Origin of the sequence: Xanthomonas vesicatoria ATCC 35937 (assembly GCF_001908725.1) — a bacterium.
Lineage (GTDB): Bacteria > Pseudomonadota > Gammaproteobacteria > Xanthomonadales > Xanthomonadaceae > Xanthomonas > Xanthomonas vesicatoria.
The window spans coordinates 2194552-2207866 of sequence record NZ_CP018725.1 but is presented as its reverse complement, the minus strand read 5'-3'; the positions used below and the strand labels follow the sequence as shown (position 1 = coordinate 2207866).

The following is a 13315-nucleotide window of genomic DNA, read 5'->3' as shown; positions in this document are numbered from 1 at the left end:
TCCCAGTTAGCGGGTACGAAGCGCTGCAAGCAGGCCTTCGATCGGGTGAAAACGAACATCCAGTTCGGCGAGCAACACGCTCTGCATGTCTTTGCGAAATACATCCAGCCAGCCATCGGACACCGCGCGCGGCGCGATCTCCTGATCGCTTGGCGCGCCATGCGCGTACGCGGCCTCGCGCAGGCGGTCGAAATGCGTGCCCAGCAGGCCCGGCACGGTGTTCAACAAGGTCTGCTCGCGTGGGCTCAAGGTCAGCTCCATCACCGCATCCACTTCGGCCAGCCGCGCCATGTCGCTGGACACCAGCGCCAGCAGGTCGCGCAGCCGCCCGCGCAAATCGCCGGTGGCAGTGCGCATGGCACGCTGCATTGCCAGGTAGTGCTGCCGGAACGGTGCGTAGTCGGGCATCGGCGGCGCTGCATCACTGTCCATCGCCGCACGTGCCTCGCTGCGCAGTCGCGCCACCAGCACATCGAGATCGGCGACGCTGCTGGTCGCCAGGCCCGCGCGCACGCGGGCGCAGGCGTCGGCATCGAGCGGACGCGGTTCGGGCAGGTCGTCGATGTCGGGCAGCTTGCCATCCAGCGCCTTGGACACGGCCACGGCCCGGGTCCAGTCGATCCACTGGCTCAGCCGGTCGGCCAGCGCATGGTTGGACTGGGCGACGCGGACATCGCTGAGACGTGCGAGCAGGCGAATGAACGCCGGGCCCGAAAGGGGCGCCCGTGGAGCAGACTTCGCCATTGTTCCGGTCAAAGACCGCGCATTTTACACGGGAATGACAGCGGGTCTGTCGGTGCGGCCGGGCGTGCGCTGCGGTGGCGGGTGACGTTCATGGTGGGCGGGACGTGCGGGGCCTAAGGATTCCGGGAGCCGGCACCGGGGGCAGGCCGGAGCATCGGCAGCGAGGTGGTCGCGCAGGCGCGGCAAGCCGAAACGTCCGCGGCGTCTGCGTTGACGCCCATTCGTGAGCGAGGTTCATGACCGCATGCCGCCTGCGTGGCATCGCGCGGCGCCGGAGTTTGCTACAAACGGGAGAGCAGGTGGCACAGGCGATGCCAGGGCGCCGGTGCACCCCGGGCGATTGCCGGAGCCGCGTCTGGCGTCATGGCCGGCGTGCCGCGCCCCGCGCCCGTCCGCCCGCACTCTTCGAGGAGCATCCGCATGAAATTCGACGCCCCTGCAGGCGCCAACCCCAGCGACCGACTCAAGGTGCTTGGCCAGCCGGTCGACCGCGTGGACGGGCCGCTCAAGGTGACCGGGCAAGCCCGCTACGCCTACGAATGGCACGACCAGCCCGGGGAGATGGCGTATGGCTATATCGTCGGCGCGGCGATCGGCAAGGGCCGCATCACCGAGCTGGACACCGCCGCCGCGCGGGCGGCGGCCGGCGTCATCGCCGTGCTCACCTACCAGAACGTGCCTACGCTGGGCACCGGCGCGTTCTACGTGCAGCGGTTCCTGGCCGCGCCGCAAGTGGACCACTACCACCAGGCAGTGGCCGTGGTGGTGGCGGAGACCTTCGAGCAGGCCCGTGCCGGTGCGGCGCTGGTGCGCGTGCGTTATGCCCGCGAGCGCGGGCAATACGACCTGGCGGCCCAGCAGGCCAGCGCCCCGGTGGCGCCGCAGGCGCCGTTCGGCGGGCCGCCCCAGACCGCGCAAGGCGACTTTGCCGCGGCCTATGCCGCCGCGCCATTCACCGTGGATGCCACCTACCGCACCCCCGACCAGGCGCACGCGATGCTGGAGCCACACGCCACCATCGCGCGCTGGGAGGGCGAGCAGCTGATCTGCCACACCGCCATCCAGCAGATGAACTGGGGCACGCGCGATCTGGGTAAGGCGCTCGGGGTGCCGAAGGAGCGCATCCGGCTGCTGGCGCCCTTCATTGGCGGTGGCTTCGGCGGCAAGGGCACCGCGCAGGCGGACCTGGTGCTGGCCGCGCTGGCCGCGCGCATCACCGCGCGACCGGTCAAGCTGGCCCTGCAGCGCCCGCTGATGTTCAACAGCACCATCCACCGGCCCGCCACCATCCAGCGTCTGCGCCTGGGCGCCACCGCCGACGGGCGGCTGACCGCGATCGGTCATGAGAGCTGGTCGGGCAATCTGCGCGGCGGTCGCAGCGAGCCGACCACCTTGTCCACCCGTGCGCTGTATGCCGGTGCCAACCGGATGACGGCGGTGCGGCTGGCGGTGCTGGATCTGGCCGAAGGCAACGCCATGCGCGCGCCCGGCGAGGCGCCGGGAATGATGGCGCTGGAAGTGGCGATGGACGAACTGGCCGAACGCGTCGGCATGGACCCGGTGCAGCTGCGCATCGTCAACGACACCCAGGTGGACCCGGAACAGCCGCAGCGCCCGTTCTCCACGCGGCCGTTCGTGGCCTGCCTGCGCAGCGGCGCGCAACGCTTCGGCTGGGCGCAACGCAATCCCACCCCTGCCAGCGTGCGCGATGGCCGGTGGTTGATCGGCATGGGCATGGCCAGCGCCATTCGCGGTGCGCCGATCTCCAAGGCGGGTGCGCGGGCGCGGCTGGACCGCAGCGGCACGCTGACGATCGAAACCGACATGACCGATATCGGCACCGGCAGCTACACCATCGTGGCGCAGACCGCGGCCGAACTGCTCGGTGTGCCACTGCAGCAGGTGGTGGTGCGGCTGGGCGACTCCAGCTTTCCGGAAACGCCCGGCTCGGGCGGGCAGCAGGGCGCCGCCTCGGTCACCGCCGGCGTCTATGCCGCCTGCATGCAGCTGCGCGAGACGGTGGCGCAGCGCCTGGGCATTGCTGCCGGCCAGGCACGCTTTACCGACGGCAGGGTGCATGCGGGCGGCCGCGCCATCCCGCTGGCGCAGGCGGCAGCGCAGGGCGAGCTGGTGGCGGAGGACGCCATGGAATACGGCACGCTCAAGCAGTGCTACGCGCAGCAGACCTTCGGCGCGCATTTTGCGCAGGTGGCGGTGGATGCCGACACCGGCGAAATCCGTGTGCGCCGGCTGCTGGCGGTCTGCGCGGCAGGGCGCATCCTCAACCCCAAGACCGCGCGCAGCCAGGTGATCGGCGGCATGGTGATGGGCGTAGGCGCGGCGTTGATGGAAGAGATGGCGGTGGATACGCGGCTGGGCCTGTTCGTCAATCACGACCTGGCCGGCTACGAGGTGCCGGTGCATGCGGATATCCCGCATCTGGAGGCCCATTTCATCGACGAGGTCGACCCCACCATGTCGCCGCTGAAGGCCAAGGGCGTGGGCGAGTTGGGGTTGACCGGCGTGGCACCGGCGCTGGCCAATGCGGTCTACAACGCCACCGGCATCCGCGTGCGCGACTACCCGATCACCCTGGACAAGCTGTTGGCGCAATTGCCGCGCAGGGCGGGATAGGCGCAGAAGACGACGGCGGTATGGCCTGGCCAATGCGTGTACTGGGCAGCGCCGTCGGTGAGCGCTCGCATGGTGCGGGCGATAATGCAGGTGCCGTGGACTTGCCAGCGGGTGACGTGATCAGGCCATGGCTGGTGCGTGCCGCGATAGCGGGTGCGTGCGCGCTGCGGGCGCGCCTGTTACGGAACGTCAGCGTCCCCCGTAGTAACGATGTACACCTTGCACTATCGGAGCACGTGTCATGCCGTTGTGGAGGTCAAACGGCGGGTGATCGCACGCTGTCGAGCGCGACCACGTCGTGTCAATCGCAGCATAGAAATGGCCGTATCGGAGCGAATTGGGCGCGGGGAACGCACCGTTCCAGCTACTTCCAGAGTGCTGTTCTCTAACCAATTCAGGTTGGCGCCCACTGTCTCCGCAGCGCCGCTGTTTTGTAAGGTGAACAGGTATAAGCTGCGGGCCGGGTAAATCCCAGCGAGGAACACGATGGACCACTCCGACATGCAAGTGTCCGATCTGCTGGTCTTGGAACTGCAAGGGTTCCACGATGTCTATGGCAACGGCCCGGACTTCTGGGACGCCTACCAACGCATCATGAGCGTGGCAGCCCAGGCAGGCGGTAATATGATCAATCTGGCCAACGAAATGGCCGCACTGGCACAAAGGCTCGGCGCGATCGATCGCGCGCAGCTGCTGTAATTGCCCTCGCGGGCGTGCGGCTGCCGCCCCATGGTGTGCTCTGCACCACCGCATACGTGATGGCCCATGCGCTCATCCGGCCTTTCTGTCGTTTTCACACGCCCCTGCTGCGCGCATTTTTACGGTTGGCGCATCGATGGCACGCGGTGGTCATTACGGTCACGCAGTGTCGGCCGGGGCGCTCTCGCAATGCGCTGGGCGGTGGAGATGCGACGCGCCTGCGTTGCCTGCCATTGCAGCGGCGGCCCCAACTCCGTGCCGGATGCGATGGTCCGGCACCTCGTTGAGGAGCTTGGTGTGAATGAAATAGGTGGAGGTGTGCGTGTACATCTGGTCGGTGGCCCGCACGATGGGCAGATGCTGTGTGGTGCGTCGTTGCAGCATGTGATGCTGCCGATGGGATATCGCATGACACCCTGGCCAGGTGGCCAATCGGGCATTCATTGGCATCAGGAGCTCAACCTGGCTTGCGCGCACGGGTCGCTGACCGCCAATGAGCTGTATGCAGCACTAGGCGCGCGATGGCGCAATTATCTGACGATACGGCGGCAGCAAGCGGCCGCCGGCAAGGGCGGCGATGCGCGCAGTGGATGCGTTGAAACAGCGCTTGCGTGACGCGGCAACATCACTGGCGGCCAGCGATGATTTGCATCAATCGCGCAACGCGGCGGACCGCAGGCGCGTAGGACAGCGCATCGCGTAGCTCTAGCTCCATTACGTACGGCGTGCAAATGCACAGCGCATGAGGAGGTTGCTTCATGACCTGCGGCCGCGCTGTTTAATGACCTTCGCACGCACTACCGCACGCAAGACAAACGCGAGCGCAAGCTGACGTGTGCTGCGCGTGTCAGGCTTATTCCGCCTCGTCGGGCGTCTTGACCGGCGTCACCACGGCAGTTTCGGGTGCGCCGCGCTTTTTGTCGCGACGCAGTGGGGTGTCGCCCAGACGTTCGATTGCTCCGCCTGATTGCTGGAATGCCTCCAGGTCGGCGGCCAGGCGCTGTTCGGACAGACGCGGCTTGCCTGGTTGATTGCTCACGGTCATCGACTGGCGGCGGGAGTTATTCATCTCGAATCCTCATGCGTTGTAGAGCGTCAAGGGGATGCCGCGCTGGCGTTGATCGGCGTAGGTGGCACGCACGTCGCGGCAATATGGGCCGGACATGACGAAACGCCGGCAGATCGCCGGGCGCGTTTCATAGATCGAGCAGCACATGCGCGCCGAATCCAGCGCCACGCACCAGCCTTCCTCATCGCGCGCCATCACGTGCCAGCCTTGCGGTGTCACGCTGGTCAGATGCTGGGGGATGCGGTCGGATGGATCGACCATGACGGTGAGCCGGCAACAGACGGCGTCGCAACGTTCGCAGAGAGTCTTGATGGAAAAGGCCAGATTGAAGTGAAGGCGACACCGGTTTCCGGCCGCATCTGCACCATACACCCTGCGCGCGACCGGATGTGAACCGGCCGTGGGCCCCATGATGAACGCGCACCTCGGAAAATGCAGGCGCCCCGGCGGCGCCGTGGACAATTGCCTGCCGGCTGCAATGCAGGCGGCGGGCGCAGGTAGGTGCCAATTCCCCTTGATCGCGCGCGACATGCGTACGTGGCCGCGCAGATCGCTCATGCAGGCAATTTGATGGGTCAGCCCTGGTCGTCGCTCGGCGGACCTGGCCGCCAGCGTCCGGCCGCGTTGCGTTGCCTTTGTCACGCCGGTGCGAAAACGGTTTTCACCTCTGCCATCGATGGCGCGCCGTAGCGTAACGATGCCCGTCTCATGCATCAGGAGCACCCCCATGAATACATCCAAGCAACATCCATCCGCGCACGACCAGTCTGCGGACCACGACCAGGAACACAGTGACCAGCAGAAGCAGGACGCGCTGCAGGACGAGGCGGTGGAAGAAACATTCCCGGCCAGCGACCCGGTGTCGCCCTTCGTGCCAGCCAAGCCGCTGGATTGACTGGCACTCAAGGCAATCGCATAGCCGAGCAGTGATCTACGGCTGCGACAATCAAAACCAACAAGGCCCGGTCAGCGACCGGGCCTTGTTGGTTCATGGAGTGGCATGCGACGTTTAGGGCGTCAGTACCACCTTGCGGCAATCGTCCTGCTTCTTGTCGAACAAGGCGTAGCCCTGCGCAGCATCGGCCAGTGGCATGCGGTGCGAAATGATCGCATTAGGCTTGAGCTCACCGTTGCCGATTCGCTCCAGTAGATGCGGCATGTGTTTTTGCACGTGGGTCTGACCCATCTTGAAGCTCAGTCCCTTGTCGAATGCATCGCCGAGCATGAAGGCATGGATAAAACCGGCATATACGCCCGGCACGCTAACGACGCCGCAGCGCCGTGTCGCGGCGATGCACTGGCGGATCGCCACACCGCTGCTGCCTTCCAGCTTGAGGTTGGTGAGCGCGGTTTCGATCGCACTGCCTTCGGCCTCGAAGCCCACTGCCTCGATGCTGGCATCCACGCCGCGGCCGTCGGTCTGCGACACGATCACATCGGCCGGGTCGTCGATCTCGTCGAAGTTGATCGGGATCACGCCATAGGCCTTGGACGCAAAGTCCAGACGGTATCCATGTCGGTCGACCATGAAGATGCGTTCTGCGCCCAACATGCGGTAGCAAGCCGCCGACATCAGGCCCACCGGGCCAGCGCCGAAGATTGCCACCGTGGAACCTTGCTTGACGCCCGCATCGACAACCGCCTGATACCCGGTGGGGAGGATGTCGGACAGGAACAGCACCTGCTCATCGTGTAGTGCATCGGGCACCACCAGCGGCCCGACGTTGGCCTTGGGCACGCGGACAAATTCGGCCTGCCCACCGGATAGACCGCCGTAGAGATGGCTGAAGCCAAACAGGGCCGCAGGCGGGCGCATGTCCTTGTGGTTGAGTGCCGCACCCTTGCCGGTGTTAGTGGTTTCGCACGCAGAAAATTCCTGCAGCATGCAGTGGAAGCAGCGCCCGCATGCGACCACAAACGGAATCACCACGCGGTCGCCCGGCTTGACGGCGGTCACGTCCGGACCGACTTCTTCAACGATGCCCATGAACTCATGGCCGAGAATATCGCCTTGTCGCAGGTCCGGAATCTTGCCGCGGTAAAGATGCAGATCCGAGCCGCAAATGGCGGTGGCGGTGACGCGCAAGATCAAATCATCGCGTTCCACCAGAACCGGGTCTGGCACGGTTTCGACCCGTACATCGCGTGAGCCGTGGTAATTGAGGGCGAGCATGCAGTTCTCCTGAGGGCCGTCGATACGCGGCAACGTCGCGCAGTGTTGGCCTTGGACCGTTAAGCCGGTCAGCACGGTGCGTGGGCGCGGTGTGGACGCACACATTCGGTGACGCCGCGTTGATCCGCATGTCACGTCTGGATAACTGTCGCACTCGCACGCTGGATCGACCCGCAGTACCGCGCTTGGAGTCAGGGCAGTGCGGTGTGCACCCAAACATCAACGTCGCCGAGCGGCGACTATTCAGGAGACAGGCATGGGACTTTTCAAGATGGTGACTGCCGGCGCCGTGGGATACGTGGCTTATAAGGCGTGGCAACGTCGTCAGGGTTCGACGGACAGCGCGGAGACGCACCAGGACCGTCAGCGCGCCATCGGCACAACGCCACCGCATGGTGACCCATTGCGTGACAGCGTTGGTGATGTGCGGGACCGCAAGCAGGCGCTAGGTGCACTGGCCATCTTCAACGAGCAGGAGCGCTCGCTCGCACAGCTTGCCGTTGTCAAAGGTGCGGCAGGAGAGTTGCTGGATTTCGCCCGCAAGATGGATGAAGCCCATAGCGCCGCATTGACCGATCTCAGCCGGTTTGCGCCAGATCGGAGTGGCCCGTTGGGGCAAGCAGCATCCGTTCGCGCGAAGAGTGCTCGCGATCAATTGGAACCATTGCATGGTCAGGCATTCGAAAAACAGTATCTGCAAGCTGCCGTTCGCAGTCATGAGCAGGCGCTGGCATTGTTGGATACCCAGCTGAGCAGCGAGCCTGGTTCTAGCGATCTTGGCAAGGAGTTGCAGCGGATGCGCGAAACTGTCGCCGAGCATCTGGACCACGCCAAGGCACTCAGCGCGAAGCAGACCCAGCCGCACTGAGTGCTGCGATTAGCACGTGACAGGTCGAGGTCGTCCAGCTCGGTGATCTCGCGGCAACGTACTGATTTACAAACCGGTTGGCGTATGACGCAGAAGAAACAGGCAGCACGTGCTGCCTGTTTTTTTATTGGATGTCATGGCCGCGCCGTTGGCGGTTGAGTCCATGAGCGCGGATGCGTATTGATGTCTTGGCTTGATCAGGTGTGTCGCACTCCACCATGTTGCCATGCGCTAGCAGTGATGGCCGTCTGCAGCGCCGATCATTCGACCAACAAAATACCCGCGTCACCTTCACAGGTGACGCGGGCATGCAGCGCTCTACGCGTGTTACATCGTGACGGCACCGCCAGCGATGGTCAATAGAGTGCCCGAGGTATAGCTGGCCGTATCGGATGCCAGCATGACGTAGGCCGAGGCCAACTCCACGGGCTGACCAGGACGCCCCATGGGCGTCTGCGCACCGAAGTTCTGCACCGATTCTTCGTCCATGCCCGAAGGAATGAATGGCGTCCAGATAGGGCCGGGGAGCACGGCGTTGACGCGGATATTTTTCTCGGCCAGCACGCCGGCCAGACCGATGGTGAGATTGGCCAATGCGCCCTTGGTCGCCGCGTAAGGCAGGATGTTGGGAGTGGGCTTTTTCGATTGCACCGAGGCGGTGTTGATGATCGAGCCGCCATCCGTCATCAGGGGTGCCGACAGCCGCACCAGGTTGAAGGCCGCATGCACGTTGGTGTCGAAGGTCTTGCGCCACTCGTCCAGCGTAATGTCTTCGAAGCTTTCGAAGTACTTCTGGTAGCCGGCATTATTGACCAGGATATCCAGGCCGCCGAAGGCACTGTTGACCTTCTCGATCAGTGCTGCCGCCTGGCTTGGGTCGCTGATGTCGCATGCCACCAGCAGCGCCTTGACCCCGGCTTTCTCAATGAGCGCGCCGATCTTGGCCGCGTCCTCCTGCTCGTCAGGCAGGAATGCGATGGCCACATCGGCGCCCTCGCGTGCATAGGCGATGGCCACCGCCGCGCCGATGCCGCTGTCGCCACCGGTGATCAATGCGCGCTTGCCTTTCAGTTGCCCATGACCGACATAGCTGTCTTCGCCATGGTCCGGGCGCGGGTCCATCTTCTCGGTGCGGCCCGGAAAGCTCTGCTGCTGCGGCTTGAAGGGCGGACGCGGATAATTGGGTACGGGCATGGTCGTCTCCTGACGTTGGTGTGTGCTGATGCAAGCAGCAAGTGCTGCGCTCAACCCCAGTGTGGGCATGCAAACGTAAACATCCGGGCTAGGCAATGTCGGCAGCGTGTGTGCTGCACTTCACTAGCAGGCGGCACATTCATAAGGCCGGTTATCTTTCTGCGTAGACCGATGGCGCCCATGGCTGCGGGCTTCATGCGCTCTTGCTCACGACGTTCGATACTGCGCGCATTGTCAGGAGGCCTTCCATGTTCTTCCGTCGTAACGGTTTGTCGTTGTGCCTGCTTGGGCTAACCTTGTTCTTCATCTGCTGTCAGATCTATGCCGGACTCCACGCGTATAACGAGGAGCTGCGCGAGCAGGGGCAGGCGGCACTGCGGTTGGCGGCTTATCTGCATAGCCCGCACTTCGTGTCTGCGTTGTTCGAAAACTGGGAGAGCGAGTTTCTGCAGATGGGCATGTATGTGCTGCTGACGGTCAAGCTGCGACAGGTCGGTTCGGCAGAATCGCGCCCGCTCGATCCCGACGAAGAGGACACCTCGATCAAACCCGGCACCGCGCCGTGGCCCGTGCGTGCCGGTGGGCTATGGCTGCGGTTGTACGAACACTCTCTGGCAATTGCCTTTGGCATCCTGTTCCTGATGAGCTTTGGGTTGCATCTGATCGGCAGTTGGCGGCTCGAGCTGCTGGAGCGCGCACAGAAGGGCCTGCCGCCCATCACCATGTTCGACCATTTCACCGACGCCGCGTTCTGGTTCGAGTCGATGCAGAACTGGCAAAGCGAATTTCTGGCGGTGTTTTCGCTGGTGGTCTTGACGATCTGGCTGCGGCAAAAGGATTCGCCGCAATCCAAGCCGGTAGAGGCGCCCCATTCGCAGACCGGTGGGTGAGCGTCGTGGCGCGTGGAGTGTGCGATGCATCTGCGCGCCAGGCCGACCACTTGGCGCATGGTCACTTCACACCATCACGCAGCTTCGTTCACTCCACTGCAATGTGCCTGTGCCTAGCGTGACCTCACACCGAGACGCAGGAGATGCACATGGGTAGCGAAGCGAAAAAGCCGTGGGGTCCCGGTTCCGATCAGAGCAAGCCGTTCACGCCGCAGGAGAAACGTAACGAGAACGTGGAGTGGAAGGTCCACGACATGCCCGACGAGGACCGTGACGTCAACAAAGCCGATCCCGAGCACGATTACGAACGCCCGGATGGCTCGGAAAAGCGTTGAGACCCTCCGGCAATCGCCAGCACCACGCCCGCAACCGCGGGCGTGGTGCTTTCAGCTCTGCCGCGCCGGGACGGCATTCCGCATTCCGCGCGGTGCGGTGCGGCGCTGAAACGTGCTCAATGGTGATGGTGATAGCCCACATCGGCGGCGATCTTGCCGCGGAACACGCGATACGACCACACCGTATAGCCCAGTACCAACGGCAGCAACACCACCAGGCCAACCATCGGGAAGATCTGCGACGAGGGCGGCGCGGCCGCCTGCCAGATGGTGTAGCTGGGCGGCACCAGATACGGCCACATGCCCAGCACCAGTCCGATAAAACCCAGCACGAAGATGGCCAGTGTCAGCAGGAACGGCGACGCATCGCTGCGTGAGCTGTCGCTACTACGCCACAACGCCAGCGCCACGGCTGCCGTCACTGCCGGGATCGGCGACAACCACCAGAAGTTGCCGTGCGCGAACCACCGTGCCATCACATGCGAGCTCAGGAACGGCAGCCACGCGCTGACCAGCACCAGGAAGGTCACTACCACACCGACCAGCGGCTTGGTCAGCTGGCGCGCCAGGGTATGCGTGCGTCCCTCGGTCTTGAGGATCAACCAAGTGCTGCCGAGCAGCGCATAGCCAAAGACCAGGGCCGCGCCGGTGAGGATGGTGAACGGGCTGAACCAGCCAAATACCCCGCCGATGTAGCGCCCATTTTCCAGTGCCATGCCTTCCACCAGCGCACCCAGAATGATGCCTTGCGCGAATGCAGTAAGGATGGAGCCGGCGATGAACGAAAGCGTCCACAGCCGTCGCGAGCGTTGCGCCTTGAAGCGGAACTCGAAGGCCACACCACGGAACACCAACGCCATCACCATCAACAGCACCGGCAGGTACAGTCCCGACAGGATCACCGCGTACGCAGCCGGAAACGCAGCGGACAATCCCGCGCCACCGAGCACCAGCCAGGTCTCGTTGCCGTCCCAGATCGGGGCGGCGGTATTCATCATCAGGTCCACCTCCTGTTCGTCGCGTGCGAACGGCGCCAGCATGCCTAGTCCCAATACGAAGCCATCCAGCACCACGTACATCAGCACGCCAAAGCCGATGACGCCAAACCACACCACCGGCAACCAGTAGCTCAGTTCCATGGTGTGTTCTCCTGTTCCAGCGCGGTGTCGGCAGCAGAGAGCGGGCGTGCAGGCGTGTGTTCGCCCCCGGCCACGTCCGGGCCATCGCTGCTGGTTCGCGGGCCGGCATGCACCAGTTTGGTGAGGTAAAAGATGCCGAAGCCGAAGACGAATGCGTAGCCCAGCACGTACACCAGCAACGACACTGCCACGGTCGCGGCCGATTGCGGGCCCATTGCGTCGGCGGTGCGTAGCAGTCCATACACCACCCACGGCTGTCGCCCGATTTCGGTGACGAACCAGCCGGCGATCAGGGCGATAAAGCCGGCCGGCAGCATCACGTTCCAGGCCAGGATGAGCGCTTTTGCATGCAGCCGGCCGCGCCACCACGCAATGGCAGACACCCACGACAACAACAGCATCGCCATGCCCAGGCCGACCATGATGCGGAAGGCGAAGAAGACCGGAGCCACCGGTGGGCGCTGATCGCGTGGCACCGAGGTCAGCGCAGTGATGTCGCCATCGGCGCTATGGGTCAGGATCAGGCTGCCCAAGCGTGGAATCGCTACTTCGTAGTCATTGCGCTCGGCCTCGGCATTGGGTAGCGCAAACACCACCAGCGGCACGCCGGCACCGGCTTTCTCACTGTGCCAGTGCGCTTCCATCGCCGCCACCTTGAGCGGCTGATGTTCAAGCGTGTTGAGGCCGTGCTGGTCGCCGACCAGGACCTGGATGGGCAGCACGATGGCGGCAAAAGCTACCGACAGTCGCAACATGCGCGCAGCCTCGGGCAGGTGCACGCCCTTGCGCAGGTAGTACGCCGCCACGCCGCCCACGACGAAGCAGGTAGTGATGAACGAGCCCAGTGCCATGTGCACCAGACGATAGGGGAACGATGGGTTGAAGATGATCTGCACCCAGCTCACCGGCTGCACGATGCCGTTGACCATCGCGTAGCCCTGCGGCGTGTGCAGCCAGCTATTGGACGACAGGATCCAGAACGTGGACACCAGCGTACCGATCGCCACCATGCAGGTTGCAAAGAAGTGCAGCTTCTCCGAAACGCGGCCCCAGCCGAACAACATCACGCCCAGGAAGCTCGCTTCCAGGAAGAACGCGGTGAGCACTTCATAGCTCAAGAGCGGCCCGATCACGCCGCCGGCGATACGGCTGAGCTCGGGCCAATTGGCGCCAAACTGGAACGCCATCACGATGCCGCTGACCACGCCCATGCCGAAGGACACGGCAAAGATGCGCAGCCAGAAAAAATACAGCCGTTTCCATCCCTCGTCGTGCGTGCGTAACCAACGCCACTCAAGAAAGCCCAGCAGATTCGCCAGGCTAATGGTGAAGGCCGGGAACAGCACATGGAATGAAATAACGAAAGCGAACTGGAGGCGGGACAACAACAACGCTTCCACGGGGTTCTCCTAGTAGCGTGTGGTCACAGCGATGCTGGCGAGGTAATGGCATGCCGTAGTGCGAGCTGGATCCCAGTATGAGGACTGTGCCTGTGAGCGCTGTCGCTTAACGCTTCACGATGCGATAGGCCGCACGCGTAGTGGCATGCGGCAGCAGGGTGGAAGCCCAG

Annotated in this window: 14 protein-coding genes; 6 read left to right on the top strand and 8 right to left on the bottom strand. The window is 64.1% G+C overall.

Annotation, left to right across the window (positions count from 1 at the left end; genetic code table 11):
• Nucleotides 1-6: 6 nt before the first annotated feature.
• Nucleotides 7-744 carry a DUF3348 domain-containing protein gene (locus BJD12_RS09625; RefSeq protein ID WP_005988081.1) on the bottom strand — a complete coding sequence of 246 codons (738 nt, stop codon included), beginning with the start codon at nt 742-744 and terminating at the stop codon, nt 7-9.
• A gap of 420 nt (nt 745-1164) precedes the next feature.
• Here BJD12_RS09625 and paoC point away from each other — a divergent pair, with 420 nt between their 5' ends.
• Both paoC and BJD12_RS09615 read left to right on the top strand, forming a co-directional pair.
• Nucleotides 1165-3378, top strand: coding sequence for an aldehyde oxidoreductase molybdenum-binding subunit PaoC (paoC, locus tag BJD12_RS09620; RefSeq protein WP_005988083.1), 2214 nt, complete (start codon nt 1165-1167; stop codon nt 3376-3378).
• A gap of 486 nt (nt 3379-3864) precedes the next feature.
• Nucleotides 3865-4077 carry a hypothetical protein gene (locus BJD12_RS09615; protein ID WP_005988086.1) on the top strand — a complete coding sequence of 71 codons (213 nt, stop codon included), beginning with the start codon at nt 3865-3867 and terminating at the stop codon, nt 4075-4077.
• A 159-nt stretch (nt 4078-4236) separates the two neighbouring features.
• Here BJD12_RS09615 and BJD12_RS24210 read toward each other — a convergent pair whose 3' ends face one another.
• The 3 genes from BJD12_RS24210 to BJD12_RS09600 all read right to left on the bottom strand — a co-directional run bounded on the left by BJD12_RS24210 (nt 4237) and on the right by BJD12_RS09600 (nt 5407).
• Entirely contained in the window at nt 4237-4461 is a 225-nt protein-coding gene (locus tag BJD12_RS24210; protein ID WP_005988089.1) for a hypothetical protein, read from the bottom strand.
• 469 nt (nt 4462-4930) lie between these two features.
• On the bottom strand, nt 4931-5146 hold the full coding sequence (locus BJD12_RS09605) for a hypothetical protein (RefSeq protein ID WP_042827582.1): 216 nt from the start codon (nt 5144-5146) through the stop codon (nt 4931-4933).
• A 9-nt stretch (nt 5147-5155) separates the two neighbouring features.
• Complete coding sequence (locus BJD12_RS09600; RefSeq protein ID WP_005988095.1) at nt 5156-5407, bottom strand: YkgJ family cysteine cluster protein; 252 nt, start codon at nt 5405-5407, stop codon at nt 5156-5158.
• Nucleotides 5408-5873: 466 nt separating this feature from the next.
• Between BJD12_RS09600 and BJD12_RS24570 the strand changes: the two genes are divergently transcribed.
• On the top strand, nt 5874-6041 hold the full coding sequence (locus BJD12_RS24570) for a hypothetical protein (RefSeq protein ID WP_005988097.1): 168 nt from the start codon (nt 5874-5876) through the stop codon (nt 6039-6041).
• Nucleotides 6042-6155: 114 nt separating this feature from the next.
• On the opposite strand, the gene BJD12_RS09595 is transcribed toward BJD12_RS24570, so the two are convergent.
• Nucleotides 6156-7319, bottom strand: coding sequence for a zinc-dependent alcohol dehydrogenase (locus BJD12_RS09595; protein ID WP_005988099.1), 1164 nt, complete (start codon nt 7317-7319; stop codon nt 6156-6158).
• Between the two features lie 256 nt (nt 7320-7575).
• On the opposite strand from BJD12_RS09595, the gene BJD12_RS09590 reads away from it, so the two are divergent.
• A complete protein-coding gene (locus tag BJD12_RS09590; protein ID WP_005988100.1) occupies nt 7576-8187 on the top strand; it encodes a DUF4142 domain-containing protein in 612 nt (203 codons plus the stop codon).
• Between the two features lie 327 nt (nt 8188-8514).
• Here the strand turns inward: BJD12_RS09590 and BJD12_RS09585 are convergent, their stop codons facing one another.
• The gene (locus BJD12_RS09585) at nt 8515-9381 is read right to left on the bottom strand and encodes a glucose 1-dehydrogenase (RefSeq protein WP_005988102.1); all 867 of its coding nucleotides are present in this window, start codon (nt 9379-9381) and stop codon (nt 8515-8517) included.
• A 248-nt stretch (nt 9382-9629) separates the two neighbouring features.
• Here BJD12_RS09585 and BJD12_RS09580 point away from each other — a divergent pair, with 248 nt between their 5' ends.
• Both BJD12_RS09580 and BJD12_RS09575 read left to right on the top strand, forming a co-directional pair.
• A complete protein-coding gene (locus BJD12_RS09580) occupies nt 9630-10271 on the top strand; it encodes a DUF6766 family protein (protein ID WP_005988104.1) in 642 nt (213 codons plus the stop codon).
• 149 nt (nt 10272-10420) lie between these two features.
• The gene (locus BJD12_RS09575) at nt 10421-10606 is read left to right on the top strand and encodes a hypothetical protein (protein WP_005988106.1); all 186 of its coding nucleotides are present in this window, start codon (nt 10421-10423) and stop codon (nt 10604-10606) included.
• 116 nt (nt 10607-10722) lie between these two features.
• Here BJD12_RS09575 and cydB read toward each other — a convergent pair whose 3' ends face one another.
• Entirely contained in the window at nt 10723-11745 is a 1023-nt protein-coding gene (gene cydB / locus BJD12_RS09570; RefSeq protein WP_005988108.1) for a cytochrome d ubiquinol oxidase subunit II, read from the bottom strand.
• Complete coding sequence (locus BJD12_RS09565) at nt 11736-13145, bottom strand: cytochrome ubiquinol oxidase subunit I (protein WP_005988110.1); 1410 nt, start codon at nt 13143-13145, stop codon at nt 11736-11738. Before BJD12_RS09565 ends, cydB begins: the two co-directional genes overlap by 10 nt.
• Nucleotides 13146-13315: the final 170 nt, after the last annotated feature.